Origin of the sequence: Chitinophaga sp. (genome assembly GCF_017745275.1) — a bacterium.
Classification (GTDB): domain Bacteria; phylum Bacteroidota; class Bacteroidia; order Chitinophagales; family Chitinophagaceae; genus Chitinophaga.
In genome coordinates, this window is record NZ_JAGHZS010000007.1 from 845,137 (window position 1) to 865,538 (window position 20,402).

The 20,402-nt window shown below is 47.9% G+C and carries 19 protein-coding genes; 8 read left to right on the forward strand and 11 right to left on the reverse strand.

The window, feature by feature from the left end:
- Positions 1-21 precede the first annotated feature (21 nt).
- Together J7623_RS23000 and J7623_RS23005 are read left to right on the forward strand one after the other, a co-directional pair.
- On the forward strand, positions 22-726 hold the full coding sequence (locus J7623_RS23000) for a DUF1080 domain-containing protein (protein ID WP_291924803.1): 705 nt from the start codon (positions 22-24) through the stop codon (positions 724-726).
- Position 727: 1 nt separating this feature from the next.
- Positions 728-1,024, forward strand: coding sequence for an isochorismate lyase (locus J7623_RS23005; RefSeq protein ID WP_291924805.1), 297 nt, complete (start codon positions 728-730; stop codon positions 1,022-1,024).
- A gap of 3 nt (positions 1,025-1,027) precedes the next feature.
- Here J7623_RS23005 and J7623_RS23010 read toward each other — a convergent pair whose 3' ends face one another.
- From J7623_RS23010 to J7623_RS23030, 5 genes are all read right to left on the reverse strand, one after another.
- Complete coding sequence (locus J7623_RS23010; protein WP_291924807.1) at positions 1,028-2,050, reverse strand: MlaD family protein; 1,023 nt, start codon at positions 2,048-2,050, stop codon at positions 1,028-1,030.
- A gap of 3 nt (positions 2,051-2,053) precedes the next feature.
- Positions 2,054-2,827 (reverse strand): ATP-binding cassette domain-containing protein, encoded by a 774-nt coding sequence (locus tag J7623_RS23015; protein WP_291924809.1) that lies wholly within the window; start codon positions 2,825-2,827, stop codon positions 2,054-2,056.
- A 3-nt stretch (positions 2,828-2,830) separates the two neighbouring features.
- A complete protein-coding gene (locus J7623_RS23020; protein WP_291924811.1) occupies positions 2,831-3,625 on the reverse strand; it encodes an ABC transporter permease in 795 nt (264 codons plus the stop codon).
- Positions 3,626-3,830: 205 nt separating this feature from the next.
- Positions 3,831-5,879, reverse strand: coding sequence for a TonB-dependent receptor (locus J7623_RS23025; RefSeq protein ID WP_291924813.1), 2,049 nt, complete (start codon positions 5,877-5,879; stop codon positions 3,831-3,833).
- A 76-nt stretch (positions 5,880-5,955) separates the two neighbouring features.
- Complete coding sequence (locus J7623_RS23030; protein WP_291924815.1) at positions 5,956-6,771, reverse strand: serine acetyltransferase; 816 nt, start codon at positions 6,769-6,771, stop codon at positions 5,956-5,958.
- A gap of 127 nt (positions 6,772-6,898) precedes the next feature.
- On the opposite strand from J7623_RS23030, the gene bla reads away from it, so the two are divergent.
- Complete coding sequence (gene bla, locus J7623_RS23035) at positions 6,899-7,618, forward strand: subclass B1 metallo-beta-lactamase (protein ID WP_291924817.1); 720 nt, start codon at positions 6,899-6,901, stop codon at positions 7,616-7,618.
- A 2-nt stretch (positions 7,619-7,620) separates the two neighbouring features.
- On the opposite strand, the gene J7623_RS23040 is transcribed toward bla, so the two are convergent.
- A complete protein-coding gene (locus tag J7623_RS23040) occupies positions 7,621-8,205 on the reverse strand; it encodes a hypothetical protein (RefSeq protein ID WP_291924819.1) in 585 nt (194 codons plus the stop codon).
- A 199-nt stretch (positions 8,206-8,404) separates the two neighbouring features.
- On the opposite strand from J7623_RS23040, the gene J7623_RS23045 reads away from it, so the two are divergent.
- The 4 genes from J7623_RS23045 to J7623_RS23060 all read left to right on the forward strand — a co-directional run bounded on the left by J7623_RS23045 (position 8,405) and on the right by J7623_RS23060 (position 13,876).
- The gene (locus tag J7623_RS23045; protein WP_291924821.1) at positions 8,405-8,575 is read left to right on the forward strand and encodes a hypothetical protein; all 171 of its coding nucleotides are present in this window, start codon (positions 8,405-8,407) and stop codon (positions 8,573-8,575) included.
- 124 nt (positions 8,576-8,699) lie between these two features.
- Positions 8,700-11,198 carry a YfhO family protein gene (locus J7623_RS23050; RefSeq protein ID WP_291924823.1) on the forward strand — a complete coding sequence of 833 codons (2,499 nt, stop codon included), beginning with the start codon at positions 8,700-8,702 and terminating at the stop codon, positions 11,196-11,198.
- 98 nt (positions 11,199-11,296) lie between these two features.
- Positions 11,297-11,482: a hypothetical protein gene (locus tag J7623_RS23055; protein ID WP_291924824.1), complete on the forward strand. Its 186-nt coding sequence runs from the start codon at positions 11,297-11,299 to the stop codon at positions 11,480-11,482.
- A gap of 39 nt (positions 11,483-11,521) precedes the next feature.
- Positions 11,522-13,876 (forward strand): ABC transporter permease, encoded by a 2,355-nt coding sequence (locus tag J7623_RS23060; protein WP_291924826.1) that lies wholly within the window; start codon positions 11,522-11,524, stop codon positions 13,874-13,876.
- A gap of 7 nt (positions 13,877-13,883) precedes the next feature.
- On the opposite strand, the gene J7623_RS23065 is transcribed toward J7623_RS23060, so the two are convergent.
- The 3 genes from J7623_RS23065 to J7623_RS23075 form a co-directional block, all read right to left on the reverse strand.
- On the reverse strand, positions 13,884-14,399 hold the full coding sequence (locus tag J7623_RS23065) for a hypothetical protein (protein WP_291924828.1): 516 nt from the start codon (positions 14,397-14,399) through the stop codon (positions 13,884-13,886).
- A 141-nt stretch (positions 14,400-14,540) separates the two neighbouring features.
- The gene (locus J7623_RS23070) at positions 14,541-17,183 is read right to left on the reverse strand and encodes a PAS domain S-box protein (RefSeq protein WP_291924830.1); all 2,643 of its coding nucleotides are present in this window, start codon (positions 17,181-17,183) and stop codon (positions 14,541-14,543) included.
- A 265-nt stretch (positions 17,184-17,448) separates the two neighbouring features.
- Positions 17,449-17,928 (reverse strand): inorganic diphosphatase, encoded by a 480-nt coding sequence (locus J7623_RS23075; RefSeq protein ID WP_291924832.1) that lies wholly within the window; start codon positions 17,926-17,928, stop codon positions 17,449-17,451.
- 131 nt (positions 17,929-18,059) lie between these two features.
- Here J7623_RS23075 and J7623_RS23080 point away from each other — a divergent pair, with 131 nt between their 5' ends.
- Positions 18,060-18,284: a hypothetical protein gene (locus J7623_RS23080; RefSeq protein ID WP_291924834.1), complete on the forward strand. Its 225-nt coding sequence runs from the start codon at positions 18,060-18,062 to the stop codon at positions 18,282-18,284.
- 87 nt (positions 18,285-18,371) lie between these two features.
- Here J7623_RS23080 and J7623_RS23085 read toward each other — a convergent pair whose 3' ends face one another.
- Positions 18,372-19,505 carry a VCBS repeat-containing protein gene (locus tag J7623_RS23085; RefSeq protein ID WP_291924836.1) on the reverse strand — a complete coding sequence of 378 codons (1,134 nt, stop codon included), beginning with the start codon at positions 19,503-19,505 and terminating at the stop codon, positions 18,372-18,374.
- Positions 19,506-19,595: 90 nt separating this feature from the next.
- Positions 19,596-20,348: a LytTR family DNA-binding domain-containing protein gene (locus J7623_RS23090; protein WP_291924838.1), complete on the reverse strand. Its 753-nt coding sequence runs from the start codon at positions 20,346-20,348 to the stop codon at positions 19,596-19,598.
- Positions 20,349-20,402: the final 54 nt, after the last annotated feature.

The following is a 20,402-nucleotide window of genomic DNA, read 5'->3' on the forward strand; positions in this document are numbered from 1 at the left end:
AAATCCCGATAAGATTCCTTTATGAAAAAACTTATTTTCACCACCTGCGTCGCCGCTGCGATGCTATGCGGTGCTGCCAACGTCAACGCACAAACGCGCAGCTTATTCAACTTCAAAGACCTGAGTGGCTGGCATATCGACGTACCAGCGATGGATAAAGACCCGAACGTAAAAAGCCCGTTCCTGGTGCGGAATGGTGTGTTCGTGAGCCTGGCCAGTCCGCAGGGACACATCATCACAGATGCCAGCTACGAAAATTTCCGCCTCGAAGTACAATACCGCTTCCCGGGAAAACCGGGCAACTGCGGGGTACTGGTATTTGCCTCTACACCACGGGTACTGTACGGTATGTTCCCTAAATCTATTGAAGTACAGATGCAACACCAGGACGCCGGCGACTTCTGGTGCATCGGGGAAGATATCACCGTACCTGATATGGAAAAACGCCGCGGTCCTAAAAGTGAATGGGGCTCCGTGGATGGCAAAAAACGCCGCATCATCAACCTCACCGATGGCTCCGAAAAACCATTGGGCGAATGGAATACCATGATCATAGAATGCGTAGGCAATGCCATCAAAGTATGGGTAAACGGCGACCTCGTTAACTATGGCACCCAGGCCACTGCACATAAAGGCCAGATTGCCTTGCAGGCAGAAGGCTCCGAAGTAGAGTTCCGCAAAGTAGACCTCACTCCCATTAAAGCGCTTTCAGCAAAAGGACATTAATATGAAATCACCGGAAGCCTGCGAAAACATGCAGGACATTCGCACCGAAATCGATGCGATCGATCAGGAAGTAGTACAGTTGCTGGGGAAACGTTTTGCCTATGTAAAAGCCGCAGCCGCCTTTAAAACCAGCGCCACCGCTGTACAGGCGCCGGAGCGGTTCAAAGCCATGTTACAACAGCGAAGAGAATGGGCCACCGAAGCCGGGCTAAACCCCGATGCCATCGAAAAAATGTATAGTGATCTTGTTAAACATTTTATTGAAGAAGAAATGCAACACTGGCGCGCCAAACAATAGCACCTATTTTTGCGCCTGCCGCGCTGCTTTTTCTTTGGCCTTCTGCGCCTTCCTTTCCCGCTTCGCCTGCTTCCTGAAATAGCCGCGGAAAAGAAAATTATTCCTGATAGCCAGCATATTGGTATCCAGCTTTTCAGTGCTGGTTTCCAGGTTGTAAATCGTCGCTTTAAAAGCATCCGCCAGCAATGTGTCCTGTAGCAACATACCTATGGGCGCATCGCTGTTGGACATTCCCTCTTTCACTCCCGCACTCGCTGCCTGTAAATCCAGTACAGCTTTGTTGGCATTACCCGTTACCTCGTTCATCTGTGTTACCGCTGAACGCAATTTCGAGAACACCATAGTGTCCGTTACCAGCTCATTGGAAAGCACTCCCTTGGTTTGCAGTTTAGACGCATAGGCAGATAAAGCACTGGTAAGCCGGCGGGTATTGGCCACGGCATTATTCAGCCCCGCCATGGAAGCATTCAGGTTTTTATACACCGAGTCGTCTGTCAGTAGTTTGCCCAGCGTACCTTTTCCATCTACCATCCCTTTGGTAATGACTTTGAGGTTGTCCGTGATTTCTACCAGGCTTTTATTATTTACCTGCAGCGTATTCATAATTTCTTCTGTACTTAATCCACTCCCTACCGTAAGCCGGTCCCCGTCTTCTATCCGCGGCATGTTGGGCGTACCGCCGGATAACATCACTATTTTATTTCCCATCAGTCCCTCAGAACTGATACGGGCTACCACATCTTTATGTATAAATTCCTGTGCACTCTGATCGATATTCATCAGCACCAGGATTTCATTGGTCCGCACAAAACTGATTTTCTTTACAGTACCTATTTTCACACCGGAATACAGGATATTCCGGCCTACCGCCAATCCATTCACATCTTTGAATACAGCATTTACCTGCACTGATTTATTGAACAATTTCTGTTGCTTGCCCAGCATCATTACGGCCGTTACAAAAATCGCCAACCCCAGTACTACAAAGATGCCTACAATCACTGCGCGTTTTTTTCCTGCTTCCATAGCTTATTGTATAAAGTTATAGTCGTAAAAACTTTTTATCAGTCCTTCCTTCTCCGTAAAAACTTCATCAAAAGTACCCTGCCGTACAAACCGGCCTTCGTCCATCACTGCTACCCGGTCGCCCACTTCTTTGGCGCAGGTAAGATCATGTGTGATGATGATGGAACTGGTGTTGAAGCGCTCCTTCACTGCATTAATCAGCTTATTCAGCTCCATGCAGGTTATAGGATCCAGTCCGGCAGTAGGTTCATCGTACAGCATAATTTCCGGGCGCAGAATCAGCGTGCGGCCAATCCCGATCCGTTTCTTTTGTCCGCCGGATAACTCAGACGGGTATTGGTTAATAGTATCCGGTAACCCGATGGCATCCAGTACCACATCTATTGTTTTGCGGATCTGGTCCCGGGTCAGGCTGCGGTTATTCCGTTTCAACGGAAACGCCAGGTTTTCACCTACAGTCATACTATCATACAGGGCGCTGCTTTGAAAAGAGAAGCCTACTTTCAGTCGCAATGCCCGCAGATCGGCATCCCTGAGCTGGTCTACTTCTTCCCCCAATACATTTACAGTGCCTGCATCCGGCTTCAGCAACCCGATGATAATCTTGATTAATACGGATTTACCGGTGCCGGAGCGACCCAATACCACCACGTTTTCTCCTTTAAATACATCGAGGTCGATACCCTGTAATACATGTTTATCGCCGAACGACTTATACAGATCACGGATTTTGATCACTGTTTCATTCTTATCGATATAGTGTCCGTTTTCTTTCATATGCTACCGGATGGAATTAAATACGTGAACAATAATCACTTCTTCAATAAAAATCAGGAACATGGATACAATTACGGACACATTGGCCGCCTTACCCACGCCCATAGTGCCCTGGGTAGCATTCCAGCCCTGGTAGCAGCTCACAATGCCAATGGTAAACCCGTACAGGATCGCTTTGGTGAGTGCCGTGGTATAATCCAGGAAAGTAATTTGTGCAAAGGCATTATCGAAAAAAGCAATGAGACTGGTTTGTTCATGCGCATGTACATCGAAATAAGAACCCATGCAACCAATCAGCGCGTTGTAGAACATCAGCAAGGGTAAACATATGGTCATTGCCGTTACCCGGGTAACGATCAGGTAACGGAACGGGTTAATGGCAGATACCTCCATAGCATCTATTTGCTCCGTAACTTTCATGGAGCCCAGTTCGGCGCCAATACTGGAACCTACCTTACCCGCGCAGATCAGTGCGGCAATCAGCGGTGCCAGCGCCCTTACTACGGCAATTGCTACCAGTGACGGCAGCCAGGCGGTCACCCCAAATTCTGATAAGGTGGGGCGGGATTGTTCTGTAAACACCACACCGGTAATAAAACCGGTGACCGTTACCAGTGCAAGCGATTTATATCCCACCTGGTAACATTGCCGTACAAATTCGCCCCACTCTACCGGCGGGCGGAATGCCTCCCGGAAGAAACGGGCTATAAAGACAGCTATATCATAGAAGGTGATAAAAAAACCATCAATTTTAGCGGTGATAACCGGCTTATCCTGTTTTTCGTTGGTAGAACTCATCGGTATGTAAAATGCTTACACACTAATTACAATTCTATGCCGCTTTTGTTAACGATGCTGGGGAATATGTTGGCGCCCGCCAGGAAAGGGATTTTGTTTTTAACACGATAAATAATGCGGATCACAGGGCGTATTTTTAATACCAGTGCTGAGGACCACAATGCCCACTACGGTACATTCTTTCCCCAACATGCCTGTATAACGGTTACAGTACAACGCGGATACCGCCGAAATAATTTCTGCCTGGAGCCGGGTTATAAAAACGGTTCCCTACTGCATTCAGATCGCTGCCCAGGCTGTATTTTACATCCAGCAGGTTGTCCGCCCCCGCGCGCAGGTATACCGCATAACGCGTATGTAACGGCAGCTTCCAGTTCACATTTGCCTGTAACAGGTGATAGCTGCGGGCAAAAGTGCTGTTGGCGTCATCCAGTGGAATACGGCTGGTAAAAGTATGTTGGGTATATAGGGAGATGCCTGCCGGGAATTGCCATAGCACACTGCTTACAAGCACGTGTTGTGGTACCCCCGTGAGACGGTTGCCCGAATAGTTTTTTATACCACTGATATAATCTTTGAATTTAAAATCGCTGAAAGTATAACCTTCCTCCCATCTGATACCCTGTAGTACACCAGAATGGCGCGGCAACAGGAGCCACCACGTTCCCTGCAACTCTATACCTTTCTGATGAACGCCGCCGGCATTTACGAAATAATCCTCGCCCCGTGTATTCTGCCGCTTGACGATGGCATTTTGCATCCGGTAATAAAAGAAGGCCGCATCCACCATGGCCCTATGACGACGGGTGGCAGCGCGTACCCCGGCTTCATAGTTCCAGCCGGTTTCCGGTTGCAACGCGGTATTAATAACGTTATCGGATGCACGCACTTCGGCAGTGGCTGGCGGCGAATAGCCCCGGCTCACGGTGATACGCCCGGTGACCAGCGGTGTAAACGCATATGACATCGACAAACGCGGCATCAGTTGCGGCGTAAAATGAATATTCGTGTGCCCCTGGCTGTTATAGCTATAGCCATAGTAATTTAAGCTGGCGGCGGCTTCCAGGGTAAACTGCCGCAGGGTAGCATGAAAGCGGCTAAAGAAAAAATATTGATGTGCAGTGAGTTTATCCGCCGCCATCACGGTATCTCTTTTTCCGCCCCGGTTACCATAATTAATCACGTCGGTGCTGGTTTGCTGCCATTCTGCACCGTTCAGCCATTTCCACTGTATAAGGTGCGACGGCTCCGGATCATTCACCCATTGCAGGTAAGTACGAAACCCCACTGTATTTTCATCCCTTGCTTCATAGTTGGTAATGAAAGGATTTTCAAAATGGGTATTGGCACCAAATACAGATAGCACGTGTTGCAACCGGGAGTTAAATTGTGCCTCATGTGCCAATCCGCCCTGGACCGTACGGTTGTAAATCCCCGCCTGTTGGGCGATGGCGCCGGGCAACGCGGCTGTTGCCGGACGGGCGGCCCGTGGATTTGCCTCACTTTGGGCGAGAGTTAAGCCACCGGGTGTACGATACGACAGGTCCGAATAAAAGGCCAGCAATTTCAACGCGTAACCCGGTCTGTATTCCCAGCGTTGAGCCGTTTGGGTATACGATCTTTTCATAGCAGTATTCTGACGGTAACCGTCTGCCCGCTGATATCCCTGAAACACCTGTAACTGGTAGTTTTTCCATTGTTGCTGCCAGCCAATGCTGCCATGAAACAGGCCATAGCTGCCTCCCTGCAACTGTACCTGCAGGTGCTGGGTATCGCCGGGCAACGGCGACAAGTTCAGGCGAACCACGCCCCCGGAGTTGGCGCCAAACAGGCTGCCATCGGGCCCTTTCAATATCTCTGCCCCACTGACCGCATCCGGATCGATGAGGTTCAGGTAAGTATTTCCACCCGCATCGGTGAGCGGAATATCATCAGCATAAATTTTAATATTACGGATACCAAAAGGCGAACGCAGCAAACTACCTCTGATGGATAAACGATAACTACCCGGCGACCGCTCTTCCATACGTATGCCCGGCACCGTGTTAAAAGCCGGCAACAGCGAGGTGCCCTGCTGCAACTGCATATCAGCCGGAGAAAGCACACTCACGGCAGTGGGTACACGCTGCAGGGGCGTTTTTGATATATAAGATTGAATAACTACCTCCGGTAACTGTTGTAGCGTGTCCTGCGCAAACAGGCGGTTTGTCATAAAACAACTGGCAGATAAAAGGCCAGCCAATAAAATTCTCATGCTTATGCCGTGTTGGTCCTCAATGGGCATAAGATAGCTATATTTCAGTGAATTGTCCGGGTATTTGTGTGAAGTACTAACTAACCGTTTTAGTGGTAATTCTCACCTGGTGGGTATTAAACACCTGGGAAAACGGCGGAACACTTTTGGTGATAAACACGCTGCCGCCTATAATACTGCCTTTTCCAATGGTAGTATTCCCCCCAAGGATGGTACTGCGGGCGTAAATAACTACATCGTCTTCTACTGTAGGATGTCTTTTTACTTCAGATAGTTCCTTCGTTACCTGCAATGCTCCCAGGGTTACACCCTGGTAAATCACCACGTTGGCACCAATAATACTGGTGGCCCCGATAACAATCCCGGTGCCATGATCAATAATAAAGGGCACATCAATTTGTGCATTGGGATGAATATCGATTCCCGTTTTACCATGCGCAAACTCGCTGATGATACGGGGCAGTACTGGTACCTGTAATTGCGTAAGCCGGTGGGCAATGCGGTATACTGTGATGGCATAAAAGCCGGGATAAGATACAATGACTTCATTCACGCTGGTAGCTGCGGGATCATATTCATGAATTTTTGTAGCATCATGCCGCAGGTGCTGATAAATGGTTCCCAGCGAGTTATAAAAGGCGTTTGCAATATCTTCTATAGGTACTTCCTGTGGGTCGAGGTAACTAAGCAGGATATTCTCCAGGTCTATCTGGTTCTTTTTTAGAATGCCCTTATAAGAGGTTTGTTTGGGAAGATGATTACCTGGAAACAGGAAACTCACCAGGTCATTCAACCAGGCGATGGCGTCCTGCGCGGAGGGGGTTGCCTCCCACTCTGCATGATGGGTCTGGCGCAGGAGATTAATGAGCGATTGTGTATGACGACTATCCAAAACACTTGATTTAACAGTAAGATATGAATAATCTACTAATTTAGTAGGATAATGTTTTGGGGAGATAAAAAAAATAAGGGCAGCGGATAATGAAAGTCTTAATTTCGCAGTTATATTGAAGGAAATCATGAAAAATCTACTGCTTCTTTTTGGATGCCTGTGCTGTACTACCGCAACTTTTTCGCAGGAACCCCAACCGCCCATGCAAATCTGCCACCTCACCGGAAATGTGTATGCGAGCGTATCTCATGGAGAATACAAAGGTTCCTGGGTGCCGGCCAACGGCCTGTATATTGTAACAGGTAAAGGAATTATATTAATTAATACGCCCTGGAGTGAAGATCAGACCAGGCAGCTGGCGGATACGCTGGAACAACGGTATCACCAAAAAATCACGCACTGCATTGTCACACATTTTCATGCCGACTGCACCGCCGGTTTGGATTTCCTGAAAGCACAAGGCGTAAAAACATACAGCACCCAACAAACGCAGGATCTCTGCAAAGAACGGAATGAAAAAGCGGCGGACTTTGTGTTCCGTAAGGATACTGTTTTTAATATCAATGGTGTGAAGCTGGAAACTTTCTACCCCGGTGAAGGACATACAAAAGATAACATTGTGATCTGGTTACCGCAAACCAAAGTATTATATGGTGGTTGTTTTGTGAAAAGCATGGAAGCTACCAACATGGGCTTTCTCGGAGATGGAAACCTGGCTGCTTATCCGGCATCTCTGCGGAAGCTGAAAAGCAAATTCCCTCATCCCGCATTGTTGGTTCCCGGTCATGAAGGATGGGAAGGTGGCATTGAACAGGTGAACCATTCCCTGCAGTTACTCGCGAAATAACACTAACGGATACGGATAATCGCACTATCCGGAGTTCCCATATTATCAAATTGTACCATCATCTTCCCTGGCTTTATTTTCCGGATGAAGCCGGGGAAATGGGTACCAGCCCCGCTGCTATCACCAGTATCCGGTATGCTCAGCTCATTTATTGGAAACCGGTACAGCTCCTCCCAGCGGTGACGACGCCAGGTCACCAGGTGACAGGTATTAAGATTTGACCAATCGGCCCAATCCGATATATAAGATACTTCATCTGTACCATCTCCATTTAAATCTCCTTCATTTTTCAGCCAGGATAACCCGAACACTCCTCCATTGCCGGTGTTCAGTGTGTCAATATAATCGTTACTGCAAGTCATAAACGAACAGGGTTCCTGCTGATCGTTTAGTCGTACCTGTAAGTCGTAATCCATGTCCTTATAATACTTATTCGTTTCCCGGTTATCAATCTCACTGAAGAAGTGCTCGGTCAATGTGTCCGGCTGTCCATCTCCATCAAAGTCGCCATACAACACAAAGCGATTTCCCGTTACCGGGGTGACACAGCTATTCACTGCCGGGTCATGATGTGTTGAATCCACCATGGCAGCATGTTTTAAGGAGTGTTGGGAATGGCAGGCCAATAGTGCAAAAAGCCCGGCTAACAGCAAGCATTTCATAAAGATGTAGCGATTATTAAAGGTAGTCATTGCCGTTATGCCCCTGCATCACACTTTTCAGCCATTCTCAAAAAAGCGGTTACTTGCTTATATATTTCAATATATTTACCCGCAAATTTATTAGATGAAACTTTATTTACCTCTGCTATTGGCGGGCTTACTGGTAGCTTGTCATGGCACGGGACCTGTTACGGAAACTCCCACACAAGATAGTTTAGTGACCACGATTCCTAATATCGTTTATACCTCGCCGGTAGTAAAAGACAGCGCCGATGCTACCCGTCCTCCGGCATAAATCACCTTCATTTTGCTTAAAGTATCACTTTAAACAGACTTAAAGTGTTACTTTAAACAAAGCCGTTTTTCCGTTAAAATCAACTTTAGACAACATTTAATAAATAAAAGATAATCAGCAACATATGAAATCATCATGGTTTAGGTCATTTTTTCCTCATATTGCCGCCGTCGTAATATTTGTAGGGCTGGCCCTGGCGTTTTGCAGCCCGGTACTGGAAGGCAAACAATTGTTTCAATCAGACATGATGCACTACGAAGGCATGTCGAAAGAAGCAAGAGACTATTACAAATCTACCGGCGATTTACCGATGTGGAGTAACTCCATGTTCGGCGGTATGCCTTCCTATGTCACCTTTACCGGGCCGTCTACCAACAAGATAGGTTTCCTTAATAAAGTACTGACTTTGTGGTTACCCAATCCTGCTGATATGTTTTTTGTGCTGATGCTGGGCATGTATGTATTCCTTGCTGTAGTGGATGTAAAATACTGGATACGTATCATGGGCGCCATTGCCTATGGCTTTGCCACTTTCACCGTGGTGAGTATAGATGCCGGACACATCACCAAAGTAATGAGTATGGCCTATATAGCACCGGTACTGGCAGGGATGATACTCGCCTACCGGGGGCGCTACCTGGCAGGCGCCTGTTTAACTGCGCTGGCCGCAGCGGTACAGATCTACAACAATCACCCGCAGATCACTTATTATACTTTCATCATGGCCATATGCCTGGGAATAGCCGCAGGTATAGAGGCATTTCGGGAGAAGCAATTGCCCACTTTCATCAAAGCTTCGGTAGTATTGGCCATCGCGGGTGTACTCGCCGTGCTCCCTGCTATGGACAACCTGCTCATCATGAAAGAGTATACGAAATATACCATCCGTGGCAGCCAGTCGGAGCTCACCCTGAACCAACAAGACCAGGAAAGTAAAAAATCCGGCGGGCTCGATATCAAATATGCGTTCCAGTGGAGTTATGGCAAAGGAGAAACTTTCACCTTGCTGCTGCCGCATCTCGTAGGTGGTTCCTCCAATAGTAAATTATCCGCCGCCTCTCATACTTATCAGGCCCTTACCGAAATCGGTGTGCCTCCTACCAAAGCAGAAGAAGCCGTTAACAGCGCCAGTTGGCAGTTGTACTGGGGCGGCCAGCCATTCACACAAGGACCGGCGTATATAGGCGTTATTATCTGCTTCCTGTTTGTATTATCACTCTTCATTATCAGGAGCTGGCACAAATGGTGGCTGGTAGCCGCTACCGTGATTGGCATTGTACTCAGCTGGGGAAGTAATTTCCCGGAGTTAAATAACTTCCTGTTTTATCATCTCCCCCTGTACAGTAAATTCCGTGCGCCTACCATGGCATTGGTGATTCCACAGGTATCTATGGTCATCCTTGCCTGCTGGGCCTTACAGGAACTGATATATGGTAATCAGCCCAAAGCGTTGTTGCAGCAACATTTAAAACTGGCGGTGTTTCTAACCGGCGGACTGGTAATCTTACTCGGCCTGGTAGGTAGTTTCATGTATCCTTTTGCGGGTCCCGGCGATAGTGCTTTGCTGGCAAGGTATACACAGATGCTCGGTGGCGAAATCCCCGCGGCCAAACTGCTGGGCGCCCTCAAACAAGACCGAAGCGCACTACTGAGAGCAGATAGTATCCGCGCACTGATACTCCTCGTCATCGCCTTTGCAGCCATGTGGTACTTCCTGAAAGGAAAGATGAAAGCTACTATTGCAGTAGCCATCATTACAGTGGCCGTGCTGTTCGACAGCTTCCAGTTGGATAAAACCTATATGAATGAAGATAACTTCAGTGAAGCACCACTGGCAGGATTTGTGTCCCCATCGCCCGCCGATGAGCAAATTCTGCAGGATAAAGATCCCTACTACCGCGTCTTCAATCTTACTACCAATCCCTTCCTGGATGCCAACACCTCCTACTTTCATAAATCCGTTGGCGGACAAAGTCCAGCTAAACTATGGATCTACGAAGACCTGATAGAACACCAGCTCACCAAAAATAATATGGCGGTGCTGAATATGCTCAACACTAAATATTTCATTGTACCTGACCAAAAAACCGGGCAGCCGGTGGCGCAACTGAATCCCGGGGCATTGGGCAATGCCTGGTTTGTAAAAGCCATCCACTGGGTACCGGACGCCAACACAGAAATGCAAACACTGGATCATTTCAATCCAAAAGATACCGTAGTAATAGATAAACGCTTCCAGCCCATTGCCGGCACCTTCGCTCCAGTGGCCGATAGCAACGCCAGCATTGTATTAACGAAATACGGGTTGAACCAGCTGCAATACACGTCGCAAAACAGCGGCGAAGGTCTGGGCGTATTCTCCGAGATCTATTATCCCGCAGGATGGAAAGCATTCATCGATCAAAAGCCGGCCGACATTATCCGGGTGGACTATGCCCTGCGTGGTTTGAAAATCCCTGCCGGTAAGCATGATATCACCTTCAAATTTGAGCCTGCCACCTTCTTCCTGGGAAGAAAAATTGCCGCCATCTCTTCCTGGTTCCTGCTGATAGCAGTAGCCATCGGATTTTTATGGACCGGATGGAAAAGTTACCAGGCAGCTTTGCCGGAAGCTAAAAAGTAAGGTTCATCACAGAAAGTGGGGTGTTGATCACATTTGAATAATGCTCCATTTACCAGGGGTTATTTTTGGATCGTTACTGATACCAAATATTACCTCGTATGAAAAACATACCCTCTCCCATTACTTCCTTCTTCCTGTCATCACTCAGCCGGTGCATGGAAGAAGGAAGCCGGCCGGAGGCCTCCTCCCGAAACAACTATCCCGGCTACGTATATTCGTCCTGTTTACTTTCCTGTATTAAGAAGACACCCTTATTTCCTGCTCCCCCGGCGGTTGTTCTGTAGAAAAATGAACCGGCATTTCACCTTAAACAACTGTTAACTATGTTCAAAAGCTATTGGAGAAACGGATGGAAAAATCTCCTGAAAAATAAACTATCCGCTTTAATTAATATCGGAGGCCTTTCTATTGGCCTGGCCACTGGTATTCTTATCCTGCTTTGGATCAATGATGAATTCAGCTTCGATGCCTTTCATCAGAACAGCGCCCATCTTTTCCGGATCATGGAAAACCGCCGCCAGGAAGGTTCCTGGCAAACCAGTACGGTTACCCAGGGTCCATTGATGAAAAAACTGGTGCAGGATCTGCCGGAAATAAAATATGCGTCCCGCATTGCTTACGGAGGTCAGGGCCTGATGGTGGCAGGCAACAAAAGCCTCTACCAGGAAAGTGTGTACACCGATCCTGCTTACTTTAAGATGTTTACTTTTCCGGCAGTGAATGGGGATCCGGTGACGGCCCTGCAGGAACCGGGCAACATTGTACTCACGGAAAGCGCCGCCACCAGGATATTTGGCAACGCCGATGCCATGGGCAAAATTTTGAAATATAACAACATATACGACCTGAAGGTGGCGGCCATCGTTCGGGACGTACCTCCTAACAGCAGCACCAAATTCGATGTTGTACTCCCCTTCCGCCTGTATGAAAAAGAGAACGCTGACTGGATAGAAAAGTGGGATAATTACCGGTTGACCACCTGGGTACAACTGCAGCCAGGCGCCAACCTGGACGGTTTTAATGAAAAGTTGAAAACCGTCTCCAAACAAACGGTGGTCCCTGGTGATGGAGAGCGCGCTTTATTTGCCTATCCTTTTTCGGCGTTACGCATGCACGGCGAGTTCAGAAACGGGCAGCCCAGCGGTGGCCGCATACAGCTAATGATGTTACTGGGGACCATTGGAGGGTTTATTTTATTAATTGCCTGTATCAATTTCATGAACCTGTCCACCGCACGCTCCGAACGCCGTGCCCGCGAAGTAGGCGTGCGCAAAGCATTGGGCGCATCCAGGACCACCATCATTTTACAGTTCCTCGTGGAAGCCCTGCTGATTACCTTTCTCGCCATGGTCCTCGGGATACTGCTGGCAAAACTGACCATCCCCGGATTGAACCGCATATCCGGTAGAAGTATGGCTTTCGGCCTGGGCAACTGGAAAATTTTGCTGAGTATCGTGCTATTAACCTTCCTCACCGGCCTGGTAGCGGGTAGTTATCCTGCCTTTTTCCTCAGCAGCTTCCAACCGGTAAAAGTATTGAAGGGCCCTACCGTAGCACAACGCGGTGGTGGCGCTTTCCGGAAAACATTGGTGACCTTCCAGTTTGTGATCTCCATCTTTCTCATCATCACTACCATTGTGCTTTACCGGCAAATCCAGTACGGAGAGAACAGGCCGGTGGGTTACAACCAGGACCAGTTGATAGAGATACCGGTACGGGGTGATATGAACCAGCAATTTGCATTGATCCGGGATGAGTTTTCCCGCATCCCGGAAATAGAGCAGGTATCAGCAGGGTCAGATGACCTGCTGAGATTTGGTGGCGCCACCGATGGTATTCAATGGCCCGGCAAAACTGCCGATCAGAATTTCCCGGTAACCCTCACCTGGGTACAATACAATTGGGTAAAGACCGCCGGGCTACAACTGGCAGCAGGGCGTGATTTCAGCCCGGAATACGGAAGCGATTCTATCGGTTGCCTGGTCAATGAAGCGGCTGTAAGACGCATGGGATTAAAAGAACCCATCATTGGTACGCTGCTGGGTAAAAATCCTATTATTGGTGTGGTCAAAGATTTCGTGGCAAACGATCCTTATCAGTCGCCCAACCCAATGGTAGTATTCCTGAATACTGAGGCACTGGGACATTTCTTTGTGCGGCTGCGGAAAACGGCCAACCCGCAAACAGCGTTGGTAAAAATTGAAGCGGCCATCAAAAAAAGTAATCCTACGGTTCCTTTTGAATTTCATTTTATCAAGGAATCCTATCAGCAGAAATTCAACGGCATCCGGTCGTCAGGGCTTATGTTGAACTGGACAGGGGGCTTAGCGATCCTCATTTCCTGCCTGGGATTATTTGGCTTATCCTCTTTCCTGGCAGAGCGGCGCACCAAAGAAATTGGGGTCCGGAAAATTATGGGCGCCAGTGCCGCACGCATTTGGTTCATGTTGGCAACGGAGTTCCTGAAACCTGTTTTCATCGCATTCATCATTACCGTACCACTGGCGATACTGGCAATGCAACAGGCGTTAAAACATATCGACTACCGCGTTGAACTGCAATGGTGGATGTTCCTGGCAGCAGGTGTACTCACTACCCTCGTTGCCCTGGCAACCATTAGTTACCAGGGGCTGAAAGCAGCAGCAGCCAACCCTGTAAAGGCATTACAAACGGAATAATAACCGCTTAGCGGGTTGAAAGTAAGTGTTTAGGTGTATCGAGAAGCAACTGCGTTTGCAACAGCACATCTTTCATCTTCATCTTAAAGCGGGCAGCCGCAGACATTCCATCTGGCAGCAGGGCTTCCTGTAAGTCGCTCTGGAATAGGATACGCAGGTTTTCTTTCAACTGCAACAGTTTTTCCTGCTTCACCAAACCTGCAGCAAAACCTGCTTCCAGCATAGCCTGCTCCTGTGCTGCATTAAATGACGGGGCATACCAGATCAGGGGCACCTGCTTTAACCGCTTTATTTTTCTCAGTTCCCGCAGAAATAAAAGGGCTTCATCTGAAGGTTGCAAACTGTCTAAAAAAATGTAATCCGGCGTAAAGCCGGATTGCTTTTTTAGATAATCCAACGCCTTGCTGGTATTATCCTGGGCAATACAAGCTTTGCTAATCTGTAAAAGGTCCAGTGCAAGATAAAACTGGTTACGCCGGTCGCGATCCGGATCAATTAATAAGGACGACAATTTCTCTCTCATCGCAGGGTAATTTTAATGGTAGGATATTGGGTGTTGGTGCAAAATTACGTGAGGAAATGTTCCTGAAAAAATTTGGAATTTCCACTGAAAACGGCATCTCTAAAAAAACATCAATAATTAGCAAAACAACAACACAGCCAGCTATTGTTGAGCGGGCAAAATAACCCTGAACTCCGCACCTTCTCCCGGTGCTCCATTTGCATAAATATGTCCTTTATGATTCGCTACAATTTTACTGCACAAGGCAAGCCCAATACCCGTTCCTTCAAATTCGGTTCTGTCATTTAACCGTTGGAATATCTGGAATATTTTCGAAGCATACATCTGATCAAACCCTATTCCATTGTCTTTTACCACGATTACCCAATAGGCCAGGCCCTGGTCCAGTTCTGGTAAGCGGGCCAGTTCAGCGGCCGATAACGGTTCCGCATATACCTTTATTTGCGGTTGCCTTCCAGGCGATAAGAATTTGAGTGCATTCCCCAACAGGTTATGGAATAACTGGTTCATCTGCAACGGGCTAACCAACAAACGAGGCAGTTCACCGGTTTCCAGTTGTACATCATGCAAACTAACCGGCACTTCAAAATCTATGAGTACGTTCTTTAGTATTTCGTTGAGATCTGTTGCTACAAACGGTTCCTTCACATGTACGAGGCGGGAATAATCCAGCAATTCATTGATCAGTTGCGACATCCGTTTGGCACTGGACATCACCTTATCAAGATACATGCAGGAGGTATCAGAAAGAATGTCTTTGTTGACGTTATGCAACATGCCGGCAAACGTGTGAATTTTACGAAGTGGTTCCTGCAGGTCGTGGCTGGTCACATAGGCAAACTGTTCCAGCTCCTGGTTTGATTTTTCGAGATAGTAATTTGCATCCTGCAGTTCTTTGGTACGTAATTCTATCTCCGCCTCCAGCTTTAAGTTGAGTTGCATGTACCTGGCCTCGCTTTCCTGCAGGGCGGAAAACAGTTGTCGCTGTTGTGTAATATCCCTTGCAATTTTAGAGGCTCCTATCACGTTGCCATGCATATCTTTTATGGGAGATATGGTTAAGGAGAAGTCCCTGATCTCCCCTTCTTTTGTGATGCGTTTGGTTTGAAAGTGGTCTACCCGTTGACCGGATTTCAGGATTTCTATGATTTTAGGTTCTTCATCCAGTTTATCGGGTGGGATGATGTTGGTAATGGATTTACCGATCATTTCTGCGGCGCTGTAGCCAAATAACCTTTCTGCTGCCGGGTTCCAGCTTGTGACGATACCGTCCAGGGTTTTGCTGACGATGGCGTCGTCTGAATTCTCCACGATGGCGGCCAGTTTGGATAAATGTTCATGCGATGTTTTCTCGTGGGTAATATCCACCAGCATATTAACGGCTCCTGTGAGTTCGCCGTCTTCATCAAATAAGGGAACGGGATGCGGCGCAACAATCCGGCGGCTGCCGTCCGGTCGTTCTATCACTATGGTACGATTATAAACCGGCGTCGCGGTTTTAATGGCCTGTGCCATCGGACAGTCTTCCGGCGCAATAGCGGTGATGCCATCTGGTTGGTAGATCTTCCAGGCGCCGTTCCACATATCTACACCCACCACAGGTTCGCGTCCCCAAAGGGCTATCGCTGCTTCATTATACAGGAGAATACGGCCCTGTTTATCGCAGGTATAAACGGCTGCCGGCAAACATGCTATCACCCGGCGGTAAGCGTCTACGCCGGCTTCCTGGCGCCGTCTTTCCCTGGAAACACGGATATTGGATATAAGACTGGAAAAAAAATCCGTGTATTGCTTATACACCACGGTACCGTGCCCGCTGATCACTTTATCTGCGGGCAGGTGCGCTTTCCCAATAGGAATAGTTACCAGGAAGGTGCTGCCTTCCCCAGGCACACTCGTTATCTGCAGCTCGCCACCATGCCGCATCACCAGCTCGTTGACCAACGCCAATCCTTTATTATCCGCTTCTTTCTGTAACAAATTTTCGCGTACGGCAGTCATCAGGTCCGGGCTCAGCCCCATCCCGGTATCGGATACCGATAATTGTATGGTGTTGTTTTGCTGCATCAACCGTACAGCAATAGCTCCGCGCAGCGTATACCTGAGCGCGTTAGCCAGCAGGGTGAAGAGGATCTTCTCCCACATATCCCGGTCTACATATACTTCTTTGGTGACTACATGAAAATTGGTGACCAGGGTAAGTTTCGCCTGCCGGATTACCTGTTCGAAGTGCGACAGCAATCCATTGGTAAAACTGCTGATATCCGTTTTCACAAAAGCCATGGGAGCCGGCTGATGCCATACGGAGCCAGTCGCCATAATACCCGCTACTTGCCCGGATTCATCCGGAACAGGGCAGGCATTGAAATTATAATATAGCCCTTCCCGTTGTACCATCTGTAACAACAAAGTATCTGCAATATTGGATGTTCCTGCCATCAGGCTGTTAAAACGGGGCGCTAACTGATCCCACAAACTACTCCAGGCTACCACGGCGGGCAAGCCTAATGGATCCGGGTAATGTGCATCCAGCAATAGCCGGCAGGCATCATTATGTATATGAATAGCATCTTCCCCCCACCATAAAAACATGGGCTGCGGTGAAGCCAGCAAAATACGCATGCATGTTTTCAGTGACTGCGGCCATTGTGCTACCGGCCCTAACCTGGAAGTAGTCCAATCAAAAGAACGGATCAGTTCACCGGCTTCTCCTCCGCCGGACAGGCAGTCATCCATCCCGCCGACTGGTTCACGGAAAGCCGCCTTTACAGGGGCGTTTAACATTGTACAAAGAATAAAGTCATAAAAGATACACTGGTTGATGGCTGTCAGGCAATTGTTTTAAAATTCCACAATCAGCAAAAAAACTGGGTAAAAAAATGCACATCAAATCATACTGTCGTTGTGTTTGATACCGCCGGTTTTATCCGGTTTCTTTCCTGCTGCTAACAGTTTCGGGGTGTTGGACCAGTAATCCTCAGCAACCAATATGGTCCAGCCGCTCCCGCTTTACCATATAGTTGCAATAATCGTGTCAGTCCCGGATACGTTATTTATCCGGAAATTTAATCTGCTCGTAGGCCGGGGCAGCTTCTATGTATCCCAATGGAGTAAACTGTTTACCTTCCTGTTCGTTATAGGCAATGAAGAAATGTTCTATTTCCCGGATCGTTTGAGACGACACCGCATCCACCCCCTTAAAGGCTTTGGATACAACCGGCACCGCAATGTAGCGGTCGTTTCTCACCACTGTTCCATCCCTTTCACGCTGTTCTGCCTTAATCGCCCCTAACAGGCGACACTTGATCAGGCAACCGGGAAAACTTTTAAATTCTGAAATCACCATGACATCTAACGGGTCTCCATCTGCGCCCCTGGTTCCCAGGATAAATCCAAAGTCATAAGGGAAAACCATCCCGGCGGGCAATATTTTGTTGAGTACAAAAAAACGGGATGCCGGATCAAAATCATATTTTTCACTACTCCCCTTCGGGGTTTCAATGACAACAGGTAACTCTTTAATGATCATACGCACATTTTGTTGGTCAATAATAGGATAAAGAGGACTCGACTGCGAAGAAACAAAAAAACCATCAACCAACAGACATATAATACACAGGAGGGCACAATGATTGTACAAAAAATTACAAACTGATTATCATGAGCGACTTCCATATACAACTGCAAGGCCACGATATTGGCGTTACCCGCCAGGAAGAGAATATTTTTATTGTCCGCCTCCCGGAGAAAACTATTCACTTGCGCAGAAAGCAGGACAACGAAGGTGCCAGTCACTGGTTCGAAGAAGGAAAGGATAATGAAACGCCGCAAACCGAAGCCATAGGCACGGCCATTACAACCTGGCTGGCGCAGCACAGCGAATAAAAAATCAAACGGGCAAAATACGGGACTAACGGTAAAGGCAATACGTAGTGCAGGACAACAGGCAGCATCTACAGATGTTGTCCCCCCTTACTTATTTCCTTTATTATAAAAAATGAATAACCCATCTTTTCCCGCTACGATCACATCTTTCCGGCCAGACCCGGTAAGATCATGTACATCAAAGTACAGCCCCACTCCTTTCTCTCCATAGCTGATCACCTGTTTTGTAAATGATTCGCCGTTCCATTTAAAATAATAAATACCACAGGGATCGGCCGAACCCGGGTCATGGTCATTATGCGCGCGATACCGCTTCCCGGTCACCAGTTCTTCCTGTCCATCTCCATCTATATCCGTCCATAACATAGTATGGTATTGAGAATTGTTGGGGTCAACAGCATGTTTGATCCAATGGCGTTGATGGGTACCGGGATCCTGGCGCTGCTCATACCAATCCAGGCCGTAATCGTGACCCTGGCCAGCAATTAAATCGGCCAGCCCGTCTTTGTTGACGTCTGTAACAATCACGGGGACACTGGCCGTGCCCAGGTTAAAGTCGGGGTGAAATGTCCAGGAAGCTGCGAAAGGCGCTGCCGGGGCTTCTACCCAGCCTTCGGGCAAAATGATGTCAATACGGCCATCGCCGTTGATATCGCCGAAGCCCAGGCCATGGCCGGACTTACGGTCCAGTATTTTATGGGCCGTAAACCCATGAACAGCTTTGTTGTAGCGGTAAATAGTCAGCGGATCATTGGGCGTATTGGGAATAATTTCCGGGATGCCGTCTCCATCTATATCACAGGATCGCGTGGTTTCTATGTTTCCGGGTGTAGCAATCAGGTGCGCTTTCCATTCACTGTCGTTTCCCGGGTTTTCTATCCATGATAAAGTTTTACCAAACCAGCCCCCGGTAATGAAATCCAGGCGGCCATCACCATTTACATCAAAAGGGATGGTGGAGAAATCGTCCCAGTATTCGCCAAATTGCTTCACGGGGCCGATGTAGTGACGCTTAAAATAAGCGGGCCCCTCATACCAGAAGGCACCGGATACCAGGTCGGGTATATGGTCGTTGTTCACATCAAACACGGCCACCGACTCATAACTTTCTGCTGCCACCACCTTTTTTTCAAATGACAGCGTAGGGATGACGCGTTGCTGTGCAGGAAGACTATTGGCTAACAGCAAGCCGGCGATAGTGGGTATCAGTTGTTTTTTCATGTCAGCGTGGAATCAGTTATCTCCAACAAGATAATGAACCCCGGGAATAAACTATCCTGTAGTATCCTGTATTATTCCGCAATAGCGGGGTTACTTACCCAGCCACCGCTTAAAATCTGCTGCTCTTAAACGGCTAATAATAATATCTTCGTAAGCCATGGGCTGTACCTGCAATTTTATTTTCCCATCAAACCATGCAAATACCTGGTCGATGGCCGGATGATGAATAATAAACTGCCGGTTCACGCGAAAGAAACAGGCAGGGTCCAGTTGCATTTCCAGCTCATCCAGGTTATTATCTATCAGGTAATCATGGCCGGTAAAGGTTTTCAGGTAATGCTGCCGCTCACGGGTATAAATAAACGCCACTTCACCCACATTCACAGAATAGAGACGTGAGCCGGCGGCCACCAGGAAACGGGACTTGTATTCTTTCCGGCGCAGTGCCTGCACAATCACCGACATATCAATTTCTCCGCCTGCTAACGAATAATATTGCCGGAACTTGCCCAGCGCTACCGACAAATCCGCCTTCTTCAATGGCTTCAGGAGATAGTCGATACTATTGTATTTAAAGGCACGGACCGCATACTCATCAAATGCCGTTATGAATATGATATGGGCATTTACCGGTACTTCTTCAAACACATCGAAACTCTTTCCATCACCTAGTTCAATGTCGAGGAAAATCACATCCGGGCCCGGGTTCTCACGTAACCAGGCCACGGATTTTTCTACCGTATCCAATACTGCCATCACATTAATGTCTTCGTTTTCTTTAGACAACATCCTGATGAGGCGATCTGCCGCCAAAGATTCGTCTTCAATAATCAACGCATTCATGTTCGCAATAATTAGTAAAAGATTAGGGTTTATAGATCAACCGAAATATAAAAG